Origin of the sequence: Celeribacter indicus (assembly GCF_000819565.1) — a bacterium.
In the GTDB taxonomy this organism is placed as follows: domain Bacteria; phylum Pseudomonadota; class Alphaproteobacteria; order Rhodobacterales; family Rhodobacteraceae; genus Celeribacter; species Celeribacter indicus.
The window spans coordinates 3,668,054-3,685,081 of the sequence record NZ_CP004393.1 but is presented as its reverse complement, the minus strand read 5'-3'; the positions used below and the strand labels follow the sequence as shown (position 1 = coordinate 3,685,081).

Below are 17,028 nucleotides of genomic sequence, written 5' to 3'. Positions count from 1 at the left end.
CGCGTCATGGGACTGACCATCGGCATAGATTTCGGCACGTCGAATTCCGCCGTCGGGCTGGCGGTCGGGGGCCGGCCCTGGCTCGTGGAGCTCGAGGACGGGGCGCGCACGCTGCCCTCGGCGGTGTTCTTCGACACCCGCGGCCGGATGCGGCTCGGCGCGGCGGCGAACCGGGCGCTGATCGACGGGGAGGAGGGGCGCTACATGCGGGCGCTCAAATCCGTGCTCGGCACTCCGCTCCTGCGCGAGGAACGCGCGGTCGGCGGCAGGCGCCAGAGCCTCCTCGACGTGATCGCGGGCTTCCTCGCGGAGCTGAAGGCCCGCACCGAGGCGCAGACGCGCCAGCCGGTGACGGGCGTGGTCTCCGGCCGTCCGGTGCATTTCCATTCGCGCGACGCGGGGATGGACGCGCAGGCGGAGCGTGACCTGCATGAGGCCTACACGCGCGCGGGGTTCGAGACGATCCGTTTCCTTCCCGAACCCGAGGCCGCGGCCCTCGCCGCCGAGGACCTCGCACCGGGAGAGACCGGCCTCGTCGTCGACATCGGCGGCGGCACCTCGGATTTCACGCTGTTCCGCAAGGCGGCGGGGCGGGCCGAGATCCTGGGCTCCCACGGGATCCGGCTCGGCGGGACGCATTTCGACCGCAGCCTGAGCCTCGCGCATGCGATGCCGCTGTTCGGCGCGGGGACGGAGGTCAACCGCAGCCTGGCGGAGGGGCGGCTTCCGGTGCCCGCGGCGCTGTTCAACGATCTTGCGAGCTGGCAGAAGATCCCGTTCCTCTACACCCGCGACACGCTGGCGCTGGCGCGCGATCTCGAACGGCATGCGGTCGAGCGGGAGAAGCTGTCGCGGCTCGTGGAGGTGATCGAGGCGGAGCTCGGCCATGACGTTGCCTTCGCCGTGGAGGCGGCGAAGATCGCGGCCAACGGCGGGGCGGCGGCGGCGATCGACCTGTCGCTCGTGGAACGCGGCCTCGCCGCGCCGCTCGCCCCCGCCGATCTCGCCCGCGACCTCGCGGGCTTCCGCGCCGAGCTGACGGAGGCGGTCGGGGACACGCTCGCGCGGGCGGACCTGCGTCCCGAAGCGATTGGCGCGGTGGTCTATGTCGGCGGCTCGAGCCTGATGCGCGTCGTCTCCGACGCGGTGGAGGCGGTCCTGCCCGAGGCGCGCGCGATCCGGGGCGAGGCGTTCACCGCCGTGGTCGACGGGCTCGCGCTGGCAAGCGCCGACGCCTAGAGCGGGACCACCTCGCATCCGGGCAGCAGGCGCGCGACATCCTCGGCGGTGCAGAGCTGCGTTCCGGCCGTCAGAACGGCGGCGGAGGCGGCGGCGGTGCCGTAGCAGAGCGCGTCGTGCAGGCTGTCGCCGCGCGAAAGGGCGATGCAGAAGGCGCCGACGAAACTGTCGCCCGCCCCCACGGCGGAGACGACCTCCTCCGGCCGGATCGGGCGGCAGGCGTGCCAGCGCCCCTCCGCGGTCGCGAGGGTCGAACCGTCCGCACCGCGGGCGACGATGACATTCCGCGCCACCCCCCCGGCGACGAGGCCGGAGGCGAAATCGGCCGTGTCGGCGCGCGTCGGAAGCGGCCGGCCGGCCAGATCCTCGGCCTCCACATCGTCCATGCGCAGCACGAAGGGATTGGCGGGATGCCGCGCCAGCTCGTGCAGCGGCTTGCCCGAGGTGTCGAGGAAAAGCTGGACGCCCGCCGCCTCCAGAAGGCGCGACAGGCGCGCGGGGTAGTCGAGCGGCACGCCGGGCGGCTGCGAGCCCGACAGCACGACGATCCCGCCCTCCGGCGCGGCCTGCCGGATCGCGGTGAGGGAGGTGTCGACCATCTCGTCGCTCCAGGAGGGGCCGGGCATGACGAAGCGGTATTGCTCCCCGGTCGCCTCGCTGGTCACGGCGATGCTTTGCCGCGTGTCGCCGGTGACGGAAAAGGCGGTGAAGCGGACCCCTTCCTTCGCCAGCAGCCTGAGCAGCAGCGCGCCGGTCTCCCCGCCGACGGCGGTGAAGGCGGTGCTGTGCCCGCCGAGGAAACGGATCGCGCGGGAGACGTTGATCCCGCCGCCGCCCGGATCCGCGAGCGGTGTCGTGCAGCGAAGTTTCGGACCGGCGGAGACTTCGGGCGTGGAGGTGGACAGGTCCACCGTCGGGTTGAGCGTGATCGTCAGGATCTCAGCCATGGGGGCCTCTGCAAAGGACTGTGGGAGCCGGGCGGCGCGGCCGCTGCGTGGGTCGGGGCGGCGGGAGCTGCCTCGGGCGGGCCGGCGCGCGGGGAGGGTCGGGCGGTGTTGGGGCCATCCTAACCGCTCGGACGGGAAACGAAACGGGCCGCGACGGAAAATCCGCGGCCCGCAGTTTCGGAAGGGTCCGGCCTCAACGTTCGATCATCATCTGGTAGGAGGCGGGAACATAGGTATAGCCGTCGTCCCTCGCGGCGACATATCCGAGCGCCGGGAAGGGCATGTGGTAGCCGATGAAGGGCACGCGGTCGGCCGCGAGCATGTCGAGAAGGCGGCGGCGCGTCTCCGCGGCCTGCGCCTTGTCCGCGTCATAGGCCACCTCCCAGTCTGGATGGGCGAGCGACCAGACGTAGTGATTGGCGAAATCCGCGCCGAGCAGGAGCCGCTCGCCCTCGCTCTCGATATGGAAGGCCATATGTCCCGGCGTATGTCCGAAGGCCGCCATGGCGGTGATGCCCGGCACCACCTCGCCCCCGTCCTCCACGAGGTCGAACTCCTCCCGCAGCGGCCGGATCTTTGCCTCGAAATTCTCGTCGCCCGTGGAGTCCCAATGGTTCATCTCGGCCGAGCCGGTGGTGTAGGCGGCATTGGCGAAGGTCGGCACCTCGCTGTAGAGCCCGCCGATATGGTCGCCGTGCATGTGGGTGATCACCACGCGGTCCACCCGCGCCTCGGAATAGCCCGCCGCGTCGAGGGCCGCGGTGATGCCCGCCGGATCGTTGCCGGTGTCAAACAGGATCAGCTCGTTGCCGGTGTTCACGAGCGTCGGCGTGAAGAAGAACTGCGCCGCGTCGGCGGGGATGAAATTCGCCTCGGAGACCTCGGCGAATTCCTCGTCGGAGACATTGAGCCCGAAGATTTCATGCGGGTTCGGCACGGTGCGCGTGCCCGAGAGCAGCGTCGTGACCTCGAAACTGCCGAGCAGGAAGCGCCGGTAGGGCGGCAGGGCGGCGCCCAGCATGGGCGAGACCGCGCCCGCTCCGAAGGGCAGGGCGGAGGCCAGCGGCAGGGCGGCGGCGCCGGTCAGGAGATGGCGGCGCGAAACATAGGGGCTGTCGGTCATGTGCGTCCTCCCGGAGAAATGCAGCGTGGATGAAGGGCTTCTGCCGGGAAGGATAGCACAGGTTTCGCCGCCTTCGACGCGCGATCACGCGCTCGTGAGCGCAAGGGGCGCGGCGGGTCAGTCGTATTCCCACCATTTGTCGATCGTGGCGATGTCCTCGTCCGACCAGCCGAAATGATGCGCGAGCTCGTGCACGGTGACATGGGCCACGATCTGTTCGAGCGTGACATCCCCCCGCGCCACCCATTCGTCGAGGATCGGACGGCGGAAAAGCCAGATCGTGTCGGGCGACATCGGCTGATCCATCGAGGATTTCTCCGTCAGGGGGATGCCGGTATAGAGCCCGGTGAGTTCGAAGGGATCGTCGATCCCGATCTCCGCCAGAAGGTCGTCGGGTGCGAAATCCATCACCGCGAGCGAGACCTGTGTCGCCAGCACCTTGAAGGCGGGCGGCAGCTCCGCCATGGTCGCGCGGGCGATCTCCTCGATCAGGTCGAGATCGGGGGCGGTGGCCTCGAGAAGCGGCTCTGTCATGGCGGGTCTCCGGGTTGCGGGTGCCTCCCGATATGGACTCTTCATGCGCGATATGAAAGAGGAAGCGGCAACAGGAGTTCGAAAATGATCGTCACACGTTTCGCCCCTTCTCCCACGGGCTTCATCCATATCGGCAACCTGCGCTCGGCGCTGTTCAACTACCTGCTGACGCGCAAGGCGGGCGGGCAGTTCATCCTGCGTCTCGACGATACCGATCAGGAACGCTCGAAACAGGAATATGCCGACGGCGTCCTCGAGGATCTCGAATGGCTCGGCTTCACCTGGGACCGGTTCGAGAAACAGTCCGACCGGATCGGCCGCTACGAGGAGGCGGCGCAGGAGCTGCGCGACAAGGGGCGGTTCTACGAGGCGTTCGAGACACCGACGGAGCTCGACCTGAAGCGCAAGAAACAGCTCAACATGGGCAAGCCGCCGGTCTACGACCGCGCCGCACTTGCGCTGTCGGAGGCCGAAAAGGACAGGCTGCGCGCGGAGCGGGGCAACGGTGTGTGGCGCTTCAAGCTCGACCAGGAGCGCATCGAATGGGAGGACGGCATCCTCGGCCCGATCTCCATCGACGCCGCCTCGGTTTCCGACCCGGTGCTGATCCGCGCGGACGGGCAGTTCCTTTATACGCTCGCGTCGGTCTGCGACGACATGGATTTCGGCGTGACCAACATCGTGCGCGGCTCGGACCACGTCACCAACACCGCGACCCAGATCCAGATCATCGCGGCGCTCGGCGGCACCCCGCCCGCCTTTGCGCATCACTCGCTCCTGACCGGACCGCAGGGGGAGGCGCTGTCCAAACGCCTCGGCACGCTCAGCCTGCGCGACCTGCGTGCGCAGGGGGTGGAGCCGATGGCGCTTTTGTCGCTGATGGCGCGGCTCGGCTCGTCGCAGCCGGTGGAGCTGCGCAGCTCCATGGACGAGCTGATCGAGGGGTTCGATCTGTCGCAATTCGGTGCCGCGCCGACGAAATTCGACAGTCAGGAACTGTTCGCGCTCACCGCACAGATCAACCACGCCCGCCCCTTCGCGGATGTCGCGGACGAGGTCGCGGCGCTTGGCGTGCCCGGCGAGATCGCGGAGCCGTTCTGGACCGTGGTGCGCGAGAACATCACGGTGACCGCCGACATGGCGGGCTGGTGGACGCTCTTCCGCGACGGCGCGACGCCGGTGGTGGCGGAGGAGGACCGGACCTTTGTCGAGGAGGCCTTCGCGCTGCTGCCCGAGCCGCCCTATACCGCGGAGACGTGGAAGGACTGGACGGCCGCCGTGAAGGAGGCGACCGGGCGCAAGGGCAAGGGCCTGTTCATGCCGCTGCGCAAGGCCGTCACCGGCATGGAGCGCGGGCCGGACATGGCCGACGTCATGCCGCTGTTGCAGACGAAGCCGGTGCTCTGAGCGCCCTTCGAAGATCACGAATGGCCCCCTCGGCACCGAGGGGGCTTTTTCTTTGCCGGGGGCGGGGATAGGCTCGGAGTATTGCCGCAATCCTCCAAGGAGCCGTCGCCATGGCCCGTTTCCCCCTGTCCCGTCGCAAAGTCATTGCCTCCGGTCTCGCCCTCGCGGGCCTCTGGGCTGCGCCCGGCTTGCGGGCCGAGGCGCTGCCGGGCCTGCGCGTCTACAAGGATCCGACCTGCGGCTGCTGCGGCGCGTGGATCGAGGTCATGCGCGACGACGGCTTTCCGGTCGAACTGCGGGAGGTCGACACCATGGCCCTCGCGCGGCTCAAGGCCGAGCTCGGCATTCCCGAGGATCTCGCCTCCTGCCATACCGCCGTCATCGAGGGCTATGTGGTCGAAGGCCACGTCCCGCCCGCCGACCTGCGCCGCCTTCTGGCCGAGCGGCCGGAGGCGCTCGGGCTGAGCGTGCCGGGAATGCCCTATGGGGCGCCCGGCATGGGGCCGGAGAGCGAACGTGACGCCTATGACGTGTTGCTCATGACGCCCGGCGCGCCGGCGACGGTGTTTGCCCATTATGACGCCGCACCGCAATAAACTCCTGTCGAAACGTCGCAAATTTTCTGGACACGGTCCTTTCCTGCTTGCCCCGAATCCCGCTCCTGCGTATCACTCCGGCCAAATCGCGTGTCGGGAGAAGGGCTCGGGCCCTACCGAAGGAGCAACCGCCCCGGAAAACTCTCAGGTAAACGGACCTTCACGCGGTCAACACTCTGGAGAGAGAGGCGTTTCGCCTCCGCCGAAGGGATAACGATCTCAGGCGCAAGGGACAGAGGGGGCATCGGGCGAGGGCCATCACGGCCCCCTTGCCATGATGCCGGAGGTTTCCGATCATCCGGCCAACCCCGTGGGGCGGCGCAGGACGTGCGCCCGGAAAGGACGAGATGACCGACGCAGCCGCGCTCCGCCGCACGCCGCTTTACGATTTCCACCTGGCGCAGGGGGCGAAGATGGTGCCTTTCGCGGGCTACGGGATGCCGGTGCACTATCCGCTTGGCGTGATGAAGGAGCATCTGCACACCCGCGCCGCCGCCGGGCTGTTCGACGTGTCGCATATGGGCCAGGTCATGCTCACCTCCTCGCGCGGCGGGGAGGCGCTCGCGCTGGCGCTCGAGGGGTTGGTGCCGGTCGATGTGCTCGGCCTCGCGGAGGGGCGTCAGCGCTACGGGCTGTTCACCGACCCGTCCGGCGGCATCCTCGACGACCTGATGATCGCCAACACGGGCGAGGGTCTGTTCCTCGTGGTCAACGCCGCCTGCAAGGCCGCGGACATCGCCTATCTCGCCACACATCTGCCGGACCATGTGCGGGTGGAGGAGATCGCCGACCGCGCGCTCCTGGCGCTCCAGGGGCCGCAGGCGGAGCGGGCGCTCGCCCGCCTCGTGCCGGAGGTGGCCGGGATGCGGTTCATGGACAGCCTGCGCATCGCCGTGGACGGGGCGGAATGGTGGATTTCCCGCTCCGGCTATACCGGCGAGGACGGGTTCGAGATCTCGGTCCCCGCGACGATTGCCGAAGACGTCGCCGCACGTCTCGTGGCGATGGCGGAGGTCGCACCCGTCGGCCTCGGCGCACGCGACAGCCTCCGGCTCGAGGCGGGGCTGTGCCTCTACGGCCATGACATCGACCGGACCACCTCGCCCGTCGAGGCGGCGCTGGGCTGGGCGATCCAGAAGGTGCGCCGGGCGGGCGGCGCGCGCGAGGGCGGGTTTCCCGGCGCCGGACGCATCCTCGCCGAACTCGAGACGGGCGCCCCGCGCAGGCGCGTGGGCCTGTTGCCGCAGGGGCGCGCGCCCATGCGCGAGGGCACGCCGCTCTTCGCCACGGAAGAGGGCACCGACCGGATCGGCACGATCACCTCGGGCGGCTTCGGCCCCTCGGTGGAAGGGCCCGTCGCGATGGGCTATGTGCCGGATGCCCAGGCATCGCCCGGAACCGGGATCTTCGCGGAGCTTCGGGGCAGGCGACTGCCCGTGACGGTCGCGCCGATGCCGTTCCTCACCGCCAGCTACAAACGTTGACCACAGTTTCAGAGACCAAAAGGATCGTTTCATGGCCGCTGACATCAAATTCACCGAAGAACACGAATGGCTCCGCATCGAGGACGATCTCGTCGTCGTGGGCATCACCGAACACGCCGCCGAACAGCTCGGCGACGTGGTCTTCGTCGAACTGCCCGAGGAGGGCACGACGGTGTCCAAGGACGACGAGGTCGTGGTGATCGAGAGCGTGAAGGCCGCCTCCGACATTCTGGCGCCGCTCGACGGAGAGATCGTCGAGGTGAACGAGCCGCTGTCGGAAGACCCCGGCAAGGTGAACGAGGATCCCCTGGGGGATGCGTGGTTCTTCAAGATGAAGATCGAGGACATGTCCGAACTCGACGACTTCATGACGGAAGCCGAATACAAAGATTTCATCGGCTGAGGATCACGACGTGGCCTATACCCCTTCGAGCTACAACCCCTACGATTTCGCCAACCGCCGCCATATCGGCCCCTCTCCCGCCGAAATGGAGGAGATGCTGGCCGTGGTGGGTGCGCGTTCGCTCGACGCGCTGATCGACGAGACGGTGCCGATGGCGATCCGTCAGAACACGCCGCTCGACTGGGCGCCGATGACCGAACACGAGGTGCTGGGCCATATGCGCAGCGTGGGCCGGCGCAACCTCGTGATGACCTCGCTCATCGGGCAGGGGTTCTACGGCACGGCCACGCCGCCGGCGATCCAGCGCAACATCCTCGAAAACCCGGCATGGTACACGGCCTATACGCCCTACCAGCCGGAGATCGCGCAGGGGCGGCTCGAGGCGCTTCTGAATTTCCAGACCATGGTCAGCGACCTGACCGGCCTGCCTGTCGCCAATGCCTCGCTCCTCGACGAGGCGACCGCCTGCGCCGAGGCGATGACCATGGCGCAGCGGCTCGCGAAATCGAAGGCGGCGGCATTCTTCGTCGACGAGAACTGCCACCCGCAGAACATCGCGGTGATGCAGACGCGCGCCGCCCCGCTCGGCATCGAGATCGTGATCGGGGATCCGCGGGATCTCGACGCGGGAAAGGTCTTTGGCGCGATCTTCCAGTATCCGGGCACTTTCGGCCATGTGCGGGATGTCACGCCGCAGATCGCCGCGCTGCACGAGGCAAAGGCGGTCGCGGTCATGGCGACGGATCTCATGGCGCTCACCATGCTGAAGGAACCGGGCGCGATGGGGGCGGATATCGCGGTGGGGTCGGCACAGCGCTTCGGCGTGCCGATGGGCTTCGGCGGGCCGCATGCCGCCTTCATGTCCTGCCGCGACGAGATGAAGCGCGCGATGCCCGGCCGGATCGTCGGCGTCTCGGTCGATGCCGCCGGCAACCGGGCCTATCGCCTCAGCCTCCAGACCCGCGAACAGCATATCCGGCGCGAAAAGGCGACCTCGAACGTCTGCACCGCGCAGGCGCTGCTTGCCGTGATGGCCTCCTTCTACGCCGTATTCCACGGGCCGCAGGGGCTTCGCGCCATCGGGGAGCGGATCCATGCGAAGGCCGTGCATCTCGCGGCCGGGTTGCGGCAGGCGGGCTTCGCCGTCTCCCCGGAGGCCTTCTACGACACGATCACGGTCGAGGTGGGCGCGATGCAGGGCGTCATCCTGCGGTCGGCCCAGGCGGAGGGGATCAACCTGCGCAAGGTGGGGACGGACCGGATCGGCATCTCGCTCGACGAGATGGTGGACGACGGGACCGTCGCGAAGGTCTGGCGCGCCTTCGGCCATGAGGCGGAGGTGCCCGCGGGCTGGCCAGGCCTCGGCTTCCCCGAGGCGCTCGTGCGCCGGAGCGACTATCTCACGCACCCGATCTTCGGCATGAACCGCGCCGAGGGCGAGATGATGCGCTACATGCGCCGCCTTGCGGATCGCGACCTCGCCCTCGACCGCGCGATGATCCCGCTCGGTTCCTGCACGATGAAGCTCAACGCCGCGGTCGAGATGATGCCGATCACCTGGCCCGAGTTCAACGCGCTCCATCCCTACGCGCCCGAGGACCAGACCGCGGGCTATCGCGAGATGATCGACGACCTTGCCGCCAAGCTCTGCGAGATCACCGGCTATGACGCGATGTCGATGCAGCCGAATTCCGGCGCGCAGGGCGAATATGCCGGCCTCCTGACGATCAAGGCCTATCACCGGGCGAACGGGCAGGGCGGGCGCGACATCTGCCTCATCCCGACGAGCGCCCATGGCACCAACCCCGCCTCCGCGCAGATGTGCGGGATGAAAGTCGTGGTGGTCAGGTCCGCGCCCAACGGCGATATCGACCTCGACGATTTCCGCGCCAGGGCGGAGGCGGCGGGCGACCGGCTCGCGGCCTGCATGATCACCTATCCCTCGACGCATGGCGTCTTCGAGGAGACCGTGCGCGAGGTCTGCGAGATCACGCACAGGCATGGCGGTCAGGTCTATCTCGATGGCGCCAACCTCAATGCGCTCGTGGGGCTGGCGAAGCCCGGCGAGATCGGCTCGGACGTGAGCCACCTCAACCTGCACAAGACCTTCTGCATTCCCCACGGCGGCGGCGGTCCCGGCATGGGGCCGATCGGGGTGAAGGCGCATCTCGCGCGCTTCCTGCCGGGCAGCCCGCTGGGCGGCGAGGAGATGGGGCCGGTCTCGGCGGCGCGCTTCGGCTCGGCCTCCATCCTGCCGATTTCCTGGGCCTATTGCATGCTCATGGGCGGGCAGGGGATCACGCAGGCGACGAAGGTCGCGATCCTGAACGCCAACTATATCGCCGCGCGGCTGGGCGAGGCCTTCCCCGTGCTCTACAAGGGCCGCCAGGGCCGGGTGGCGCATGAATGCATCCTCGACCCGCGCGGCTTCGAGAAGACCACGGGCGTCACCGTCGACGATATCGCGAAACGGCTGATCGACAGCGGGTTCCACGCCCCGACCATGTCCTTCCCGGTGCCCGGCACGCTGATGATCGAACCGACCGAGAGCGAGACCAAGGCCGAGCTCGACCGCTTCTGCGAGGCGATGCTGTCGATCCGCGCGGAGATCGCGCAGATCGAGGCGGGCGAGCTGCCGCAGGACAGCAATCCGCTCAAGCATGCGCCGCATACGGTGGGCGATCTCGTGGCCGACTGGGACCGCCCCTATCCGCGCGAGCAGGGCTGTTTCCCGCCCGGCGCCTTCCGCACGGACAAATACTGGCCGCCGGTCGGTCGGGTGGACAACGCCTATGGCGACCGCAACCTCGTCTGCCTCTGCCCGCCGCCCGAACATTACGTCGAAGCGGCGGAATGACATGGCCGTCGCGGCCCTTGACCGGGTGGGGGCCGCGACACATGTATTCACGCAGATGAATGTCATGGGGAGGCCGGGATGGCCACGCTCGGAAAAGATGCGGTGAAACTCGCCTGCGCCACCTGCGGCCAGCTCAACCGCGTGCCCGTCGCGAAGCTCGGGGCGGGACCGAAATGCGGCACCTGCGGCGCGCCGCTGATGTCGGGAAAGGTGGCCGAACTCGACCCGAAGGCGCTGGCCGCGCTGTCGGCGAAGGACGATCTCCCGGTGATCGTCGACTTCTGGGCGCCCTGGTGCGGGCCCTGCCGGATGATGGCGCCGGATGTCGCGAAGGCCGCACAGGCGCTCAAGGGCCGGGCGCGGTTTGCGAAGATCAACACCGAGGAGTTTCCGCAGGTTTCCGCACGGAACAACATCCGCGGCATTCCCGCGCTGATCCTCTACCAGGCCGGGCGCGAGGTGGCGCGTCTGACCGGCGCGCGGGCGGCGGCGGATATCGTCGCCTTCGTCGAGCGGAACGGGAAATTGCCTGCCTGATTTTCCGGCCTGATTTTCCGCCGGTTTCCGGCCGGGGGGTGCTTGACATCCCCGCCCAAAAAGTCCAAATCAACGCCCAGCGTGGGGTTGTAGCTCAGTTGGGAGAGCGCGTCGTTCGCAATGACGAGGTCGTCGGTTCGATCCCGATCAACTCCACCAATAAAAACCGGCCGCCGATCAGGCGGCCGTTTTTTGTTGTCGAAGTCCGGCGTATGGAGACCGGCTGCGTTCCGCACCGAATCCCGGCCTGCGCGACAGACGCGCCGCGGCTGTGGCCTGGCACTCAGTAGTCGCGTTCGAAGAACACGCCGAGGCCGGTGTCGCCCTCCGAGGAGACGGACCCCTTCACCGTCACGTTCCGCGTCGCGTCGAGGTTGATGTTCACCTCGGATTCGCCGTTCTGGTCGATGGTGACATCGGTATAGATGTTGTCGGAAAGGTATTTCCCGAGCTTCACCGCGCTGCCGCCGTCTTCGGAGGTCTGGAAGTCGAGATCGTCGAGCCCGACGCTGTCGCGGATATTTCCGACCAGCCCGCCGCCGTTCCCGGTGAGCGTCGCCACGGCGGAGGCCATCTGGGCCGCCTGGAGCGGCGAGATCTGGTCGAGACCGCGCCCGAACAGGAGCTGGGAGAGGATTTCCTCTTCCGGCAGGCTGGGGGAGGAGGAGAGCGTCAGCTCCGGTGCGCTCACCCGGCCCTCCACCGCGAGCTGGACAACGATGTCATCCGTCGAGGTCTCAGCGAGCAGCCGCAGCGTCGGATCGAGCTCGCCCTGGAGGGTGAGCGCACCCTCCTGCATGTCGATCCTCTGGCCGAGCAGGGACAGGCGCCCGCGGATGAGCGTGAACTGTCCCACCGGCACGACGTCGGCGGTCGTGCCGCGCAGGCGCAGCTGCCCGCCCAGCTCGGCGTCGAGGCCGCGCCCGCGCACGAAGATCTGGTTCGGGGCGGAGATCGCGATGTCGAGCCCGTAGGCCGGCCCGCCGCCGCCGCCGGCGTCGTTCTCGCTTCCGAGGAGGCCGGCGCGGTCGCGCGTGGTTCTCTGCGCGGCGCTTTCCCCGACATGGGCGACGTCGGGAATGTCGCCCCCGCCGCCGAGGCCCGAGGGGTTCACCGAGATATTCGTCTCTCCCAGCGTCAGGGCGCCGGAGATCTGCGCGCCGCCGGTCAGCGGGCCGTCGATGGCCAGATCGCCGCTGACCGAGGTGCGGTAGAGCCGCGGGTCGCTCAGCACGAGGTCGCGCAGCCGGACCGCGAGATCGCCGGAGAAGGGCGCCGCGAGGCCGATCGTGCCGGAGGCGGTCATCGTGCCGCCACTGTCCGCCGCCGCCTCGAGATCGAGCCGGGCGCTCTGGCCGGAGAGGGTGACGGCGCCGCGGGGGATGGTGAGCGCGATCCCCGCGCCCGAGACCACGACCCGCGCGCCGGAGGTCTGGGCGGTGCCGGAGACCGAGGAGAGCGCGAGCGGGCCGTTCAGCCGCAGGTCGAAGGAGGCGTTGCCCTGCACGAGCGCGGCGCTGGTGAAACTGTTGGCGAGACCGAGCGGCGCATTGCCCGCGAGCGACAGATCGGCGCTCGAGGCGTCGGGCGCCACGCTGCCCGACAGCGTCGCGGTGGTGCCGCCGGGACCGGTGAGATCCGTTCGGGTCTGCCAGGGGGCGGAGCCGTCGGCGCGGGTGAGGCTGCCATCCACGGTGAGCGGGCCGGTGAGCGCCACGCCGAGGCGCGCGACATTGTCGAGACGGGCGGTCAGATCGAAATCGGCCGCCGCATCGGGGCGCATCTCTCCCGTGACGGAGGCCACGACGGCGCCGGTGTCGAGCGCCGCGGTGTCGATGCGGAGCACGCCGGTCTCGGGGTCGCGCCCGGCCTCGAGATCGAGCGACAGGGGCCCCGCAAGGAGCGTGTCGATCTGCGCGATCCCGGTGCGGATGTTGCGCCCGGTCGCGGTGACATCGACCAGGCTCAGATCCTGCGCCACGGTTCCGGTGACCGTGGCGGTGGCCGTGTTCGGGCCGGTGAGATCGACCGTCCCGGACCACGGATCCTCGGCCCGCGGTCGGGCGATGTCGGCGGCCACGGTCAGCGGGCCGCTGAGGCCAAGATCGAGGCGACCGACGTCGTCGAGCGAGGCCTCGAGCGTGAGCGCGCCGTCGTCCGAGGACAGCCGTCCCTCGGCATCGAGCGCGACCGCATTCGTGTCGAGCGAGAGCGCGCGCAGGGTGAGGCCGGTCTCGTCGCGCCGGGCGTCGAGCGAGACGGTGCTGGCCCCGGCGGTGAGCGCGTCGAGCTGGGCGATGCCGCTGTGCAGGTCGGTGCCGATCGCCTGCGCCTGGAGGTCGAAGAGGCCGCCGAGCGGGGCGACGCTGCCGGACGCGCGCAGCGACAGCGCGCCGGAAAGGTCGCGTCCCGCCAGCGTCGCGAAGCGGTCGAGGGAGGGCGTGTCGACACCGAGGCTGCCGGTGAATTCGAGCCCGCTCTCGAGACCGTCGAGCTCGCCCGTCGCGGTGACCGTGGTCGCGTCCGTGTCGAGCGTCAGCGCGTCGATGGAGAGCGGTTCGCCCTCGCGCCAGTCGAGCGCGCCGGTCAGCCGCGGGTTGGCGCCGATCGCCTCCTGGAGCCCCTGGTCCTCGGAGGCGAAGCCGGTCAGCGCTGCCTCGATCTGCGCGGTCACGCGGCCGAGCGCCGTGCCCGCCTCGCCGGTGTCCCGGCCGATGGTGCCGGTGGCCTCGATCTCGGCGGTGCCGATGTCCATCCCGGCCTGGGCGTAGCCGTCGGCGCGGACCGTCGCGGACCAGCTTTCGCCCTCCGCCGCGTCGTATCGCGCCGCGATCCGGGCGCTGTCGAGCTGGTGGCGCGCGGTGCCGAACGGCAGGAGCACCGGCGTTCCCGCCTCGCTCGTGATGGCGCCGGTGAGGTCGAAGGAGGAGGGAAGCCCGTCGGCGGCGATATAGGCCTCGCCCTCGAGCGAAAGCGCCTGGGTGGAGAGCGCGAAGCGGTCGAGATCGAAACGCCCGTCGGGATGGGAGGTGCCATGCGCCTCCAGCGTGCTCCGGGCGCCGAAGAACCGCGCGTAATCCGGGCTGAAGAAGGGCGTGAGATCCCCCGAGAGCGCCGCGTCGAAGACGCGCGGGGCGGGTGCCTCGGGATCGTCCGCATCGGCCTGCGCCTGGAGCGCGACCGTCCCGCTCACGCGGTCCTCGCCATCCGTGGCCAGCGCGATATCGGCGGAAAAATCGTCGAGCGGACCCGAACCCTGCGCGGTGAGCGCGAGAGCCGGCGTGCCGGGAAGGTTCGCCAGCGTGGAGACGATGCCGCCCTCCGCCTCGGTCAGCGACAGGTCGAGATCGAGCACCTCGGTCGCATTGTCATAGGCGACATCGACGGTAAAGGCACCCTCCGTCGCGTCGAGCCGGTTGATGTCGAGCTGGGTCTGGCCGGAACCGCCGGCCAGCTCCGCGCTGCCCGAGACGCTCAGCACCACGTCCTCGCCGAGCTTCAGCACCGGCGCACCGAGTTCCACGCGCTCGGCCTCCAGTGCCTCGATGCGCACCGAGACCGGCAGGTCGGGGAGCGAGAAGCCGGAGGCCTCCGGATCCGGCAGATCCTCGTTCATCGCCGCGGTGGGGAGGCGTTCGAGAATGATCTCGCGCGCCGCGATCCGCTCCACCTCGACCCGGCCACGCAGCAGGGCGCTGCGGCTCCAGTCGAGTTCGGCGTCGCGCAGGGTGAACCACACCCCCTCGTCATCGGCGATGGTCAGCTCGTCGAGCGTGGCGGTCGAGGAGAGCAGACCCTCGAAGCCTTCGATGCGGATGTCGCGTCCCGCCCCCGAGAGCTTGTCCTCGAGGAACCCGACGATGAGCGAGCGGTCGCGCGCCGTCTCCGACCCGTTGCCATCGTCCTGGGCGAGGGTGGCGAGCGGCACGACGGCCACGGCGGCTATGGGGAGGAGCTTTTTCAAAACGCCTGTCCGATCCCGATATAGAGTTGCACACCTTCGCCGGTATCGCCCGTGACCGGGCCGGCGACGTCGACGCGGATCGGGCCGAAGCCCGTGTCGTAGCGCAGGCCGAGCCCCGCGCCGGAATGCCATTCGGCCTGCTCGCCCGGCAGGGCGGTGGTGCCGATCCCGCCGATATCGTAGAAACCGACGAGGGAGAACGCGCCGCGCAGCTTCGCGCGCAATTCCGCGGAAACGCCGACGAAGCTCGATCCGCCGGTCCCCTCGTCGTCGCCGAGCTCGACATGGAGCGACTGGTAGGGCTGGCCGCGCACGGTGCCGCCACCGCCGGAATAGAACAGCAGGTCGGGCGGCACCTCGGTGTAATCCGCCCCCGTCACGGAACCGAGTTGCAGCCGCCCGGCGAGCGTGAAACGGTCGTCCGCCCCGAAGGAGAAATAGCCGCGCCCGTCCCCGAAGAGCCGCGCGCCCGTCTCCGATCCGCTCACGCCGATGAAGGGCATGATCTCTGCCTCGACATAGGTGCCGGACTTTGGGTTGAGCTTGTCGTCGCGCGTGTCGCGCGCACCTTCCATGGGCAGGATCACATGGTTGAACTCGCGATCGCCCAGGGCGTCGTCGACCTGGGAATAGCGATAGCCGACGCCGAAGGAAAAGCGCGAATTCGGGGAGGTCTCGACCTCCGCGCCCACGGTGAACTCGCCGGTGTCGGAGGTATAGTCCGGCTCGTCGAGATGCGCGATTTCCGCCGCGATCACCAGCGTCGTCTTGCGCGACACCGTCGCCGGGCGGCGGTAGGTCGTGCCAATCGAGTAGTCGGTGCCGGTCGTGCCGCCGATGCCGGAAATCGCCGCATCGAACCGCAGGCGGTCGGCATTGTTCGTCAGGTTGCGGTGCATCCAGTAGGCGGTGAGCGTGCCGCCCTCGAGCGAGGAAATCTCCGCGCCGAAGCCGAAGCGGCGGCGTTTCTCGTCGGTGAGCGTCGCGATGATGTCGATGGTGCCGTCGGGATTGACGGTTTCCGCCTCGCGCAGGGTGATCGAGCGGAAGGTGCCGGTATTCTGGAGCCGGCGCGTCACCAGGTCGAGCGCATCGGGGTCGAAGGCGCTGCCCGAGGGCAGGTTGGCGATGCGCAAGAGCCGGTCCTCGCGCACCGTCGTGTCGCCGCGGAACTGCATGTGCCCGAAGCGGAGCGCCGGGCCGGGGTCGATGGTGAGCTCGACATCGACGCGCCGCTGCGGATGGTTGGCGACGATGCTCTGGCCGGCCAGCTCCGCCTTGGCATGGGAGGCCTGCCGCCAGGCGTCGATGGCGACGTTCTTCGCTTCGCCGATCAGCGCGGATTTGGCGACCTCTCCGGGCGCGAAATCCTCCGGCAGCTCCGTGCCCGGCGCCAGCGGGGCGACGGTCGTCTCGCGGAACCGGAAGCGGGGGCCGGGCGCGACCGCGATGTCGACGCGGTTGACCGACGGCGGAAGGGAGATCAGCGGGATGTCCGCGCCTTCGCGCCCGTCCACCCGGATCGAGATCTCGGGCGCATAATAGCCGTTGCGGTACAGCACCCCAAGCAGCGCGCGGTAATCGGACTGGACCGCGGCAAAGATCTCGTCGGTCGTGGCCTCGTCATTGTCGGCGGCCTCCATCACGGCGGAGATCGCCTCGAGCGCGTCGCGCAGGTCGTCGTTCGCGGTGGTGTCGAGCTGGGCCTCGAAGGCCTGCGCCGACCCGGTCGAGAGGATCCAGGCAGCGGCGAGTATCGTTCTTTTGAGCACCTTCAGACTGTTCCGTTCTGTCAAATCGTTACAACAGCCCCCGCTGTCCTGTCCGCCGACTATGCGGTTTTCACAGCGTCCTGAAAAGGGGGCGCTCCGGGAATTTGCAAAATGGAAGGGGGACAGGCGGTTCGCCGCTCGTGCCCGCCGGACAGTTGACAGCGC

At 69.2% G+C, this 17,028-nt stretch carries 12 protein-coding genes, 1 tRNA gene and 1 riboswitch; of the genes, 8 read left to right on the top strand and 5 right to left on the bottom strand.

Going from position 1 to position 17,028, the window contains the following annotated elements:
* The first annotated feature begins 6 nt into the window (after positions 1 to 6).
* Positions 7 to 1,239: an Hsp70 family protein gene (locus tag P73_RS18150; RefSeq protein ID WP_043870669.1), complete on the top strand. Its 1,233-nt coding sequence runs from the start codon at positions 7 to 9 to the stop codon at positions 1,237 to 1,239.
* On the opposite strand, the gene P73_RS18145 is transcribed toward P73_RS18150, so the two are convergent.
* The 3 genes from P73_RS18145 to P73_RS18135 all read right to left on the bottom strand — a co-directional run bounded on the left by P73_RS18145 (position 1,236) and on the right by P73_RS18135 (position 3,843).
* Positions 1,236 to 2,186, bottom strand: a complete 951-nt coding sequence (locus P73_RS18145; protein ID WP_043870668.1) for a 1-phosphofructokinase family hexose kinase — start codon at positions 2,184 to 2,186, stop codon at positions 1,236 to 1,238. The genes P73_RS18150 and P73_RS18145 overlap by 4 nt on opposite strands.
* 193 nt (positions 2,187 to 2,379) lie before the next feature.
* Entirely contained in the window at positions 2,380 to 3,309 is a 930-nt protein-coding gene (locus P73_RS18140) for an MBL fold metallo-hydrolase (protein WP_043870667.1), read from the bottom strand.
* Between the two features lie 117 nt (positions 3,310 to 3,426).
* Positions 3,427 to 3,843, bottom strand: coding sequence for a metallopeptidase family protein (locus P73_RS18135; protein WP_043870666.1), 417 nt, complete (start codon positions 3,841 to 3,843; stop codon positions 3,427 to 3,429).
* A gap of 84 nt (positions 3,844 to 3,927) precedes the next feature.
* Between P73_RS18135 and gltX the strand changes: the two genes are divergently transcribed.
* From gltX to P73_RS18100, 7 genes are all read left to right on the top strand, one after another.
* Positions 3,928 to 5,250, top strand: a complete 1,323-nt coding sequence (gene gltX / locus P73_RS18130; protein WP_043870665.1) for a glutamate--tRNA ligase — start codon at positions 3,928 to 3,930, stop codon at positions 5,248 to 5,250.
* 110 nt (positions 5,251 to 5,360) lie between these two features.
* On the top strand, positions 5,361 to 5,846 hold the full coding sequence (locus P73_RS18125; RefSeq protein ID WP_043870664.1) for a DUF411 domain-containing protein: 486 nt from the start codon (positions 5,361 to 5,363) through the stop codon (positions 5,844 to 5,846).
* 84 nt (positions 5,847 to 5,930) lie between these two features.
* A riboswitch (glycine riboswitch) is annotated at positions 5,931 to 6,016 on the top strand.
* Positions 6,017 to 6,193: 177 nt separating this feature from the next.
* A complete protein-coding gene (gene gcvT, locus P73_RS18120; protein WP_043870663.1) occupies positions 6,194 to 7,330 on the top strand; it encodes a glycine cleavage system aminomethyltransferase GcvT in 1,137 nt (378 codons plus the stop codon).
* Between the two features lie 43 nt (positions 7,331 to 7,373).
* On the top strand, positions 7,374 to 7,733 hold the full coding sequence (gene gcvH / locus P73_RS18115; protein WP_043871924.1) for a glycine cleavage system protein GcvH: 360 nt from the start codon (positions 7,374 to 7,376) through the stop codon (positions 7,731 to 7,733).
* Between the two features lie 10 nt (positions 7,734 to 7,743).
* A complete protein-coding gene (gcvP, locus tag P73_RS18110) occupies positions 7,744 to 10,590 on the top strand; it encodes an aminomethyl-transferring glycine dehydrogenase (protein ID WP_043870662.1) in 2,847 nt (948 codons plus the stop codon).
* 78 nt (positions 10,591 to 10,668) lie between these two features.
* Complete coding sequence (trxC, locus tag P73_RS18105) at positions 10,669 to 11,127, top strand: thioredoxin TrxC (protein ID WP_043870661.1); 459 nt, start codon at positions 10,669 to 10,671, stop codon at positions 11,125 to 11,127.
* 83 nt (positions 11,128 to 11,210) lie between these two features.
* A tRNA-Ala gene (locus tag P73_RS18100) sits at positions 11,211 to 11,286 on the top strand.
* 124 nt (positions 11,287 to 11,410) lie between these two features.
* On the opposite strand, the gene P73_RS18095 is transcribed toward P73_RS18100, so the two are convergent.
* Positions 11,411 to 15,091, bottom strand: coding sequence for a translocation/assembly module TamB domain-containing protein (locus P73_RS18095; RefSeq protein WP_043870660.1), 3,681 nt, complete (start codon positions 15,089 to 15,091; stop codon positions 11,411 to 11,413).
* The gene (locus P73_RS18090; protein ID WP_043871923.1) at positions 15,088 to 16,863 is read right to left on the bottom strand and encodes an autotransporter assembly complex protein TamA; all 1,776 of its coding nucleotides are present in this window, start codon (positions 16,861 to 16,863) and stop codon (positions 15,088 to 15,090) included. The genes P73_RS18095 and P73_RS18090 overlap by 4 nt, the downstream gene beginning before the upstream one ends.
* Positions 16,864 to 17,028: the final 165 nt, after the last annotated feature.

Coding starts and splice junctions, on each gene's coding strand:
- gcvT (WP_043870663.1), top strand. CDS start 6,194: ATGACCGACGCAGCCGCGCTCCGCCGCACGCCGCTTTACGATTTCCAC.
- P73_RS18140 (WP_043870667.1), bottom strand. CDS start 3,309: ATGACCGACAGCCCCTATGTTTCGCGCCGCCATCTCCTGACCGGCGCC.
- P73_RS18135 (WP_043870666.1), bottom strand. CDS start 3,843: ATGACAGAGCCGCTTCTCGAGGCCACCGCCCCCGATCTCGACCTGATC.
- P73_RS18125 (WP_043870664.1), top strand. CDS start 5,361: ATGGCCCGTTTCCCCCTGTCCCGTCGCAAAGTCATTGCCTCCGGTCTC.
- P73_RS18150 (WP_043870669.1), top strand. CDS start 7: ATGGGACTGACCATCGGCATAGATTTCGGCACGTCGAATTCCGCCGTC.
- gltX (WP_043870665.1), top strand. CDS start 3,928: ATGATCGTCACACGTTTCGCCCCTTCTCCCACGGGCTTCATCCATATC.
- P73_RS18145 (WP_043870668.1), bottom strand. CDS start 2,186: ATGGCTGAGATCCTGACGATCACGCTCAACCCGACGGTGGACCTGTCC.
- trxC (WP_043870661.1), top strand. CDS start 10,669: ATGGCCACGCTCGGAAAAGATGCGGTGAAACTCGCCTGCGCCACCTGC.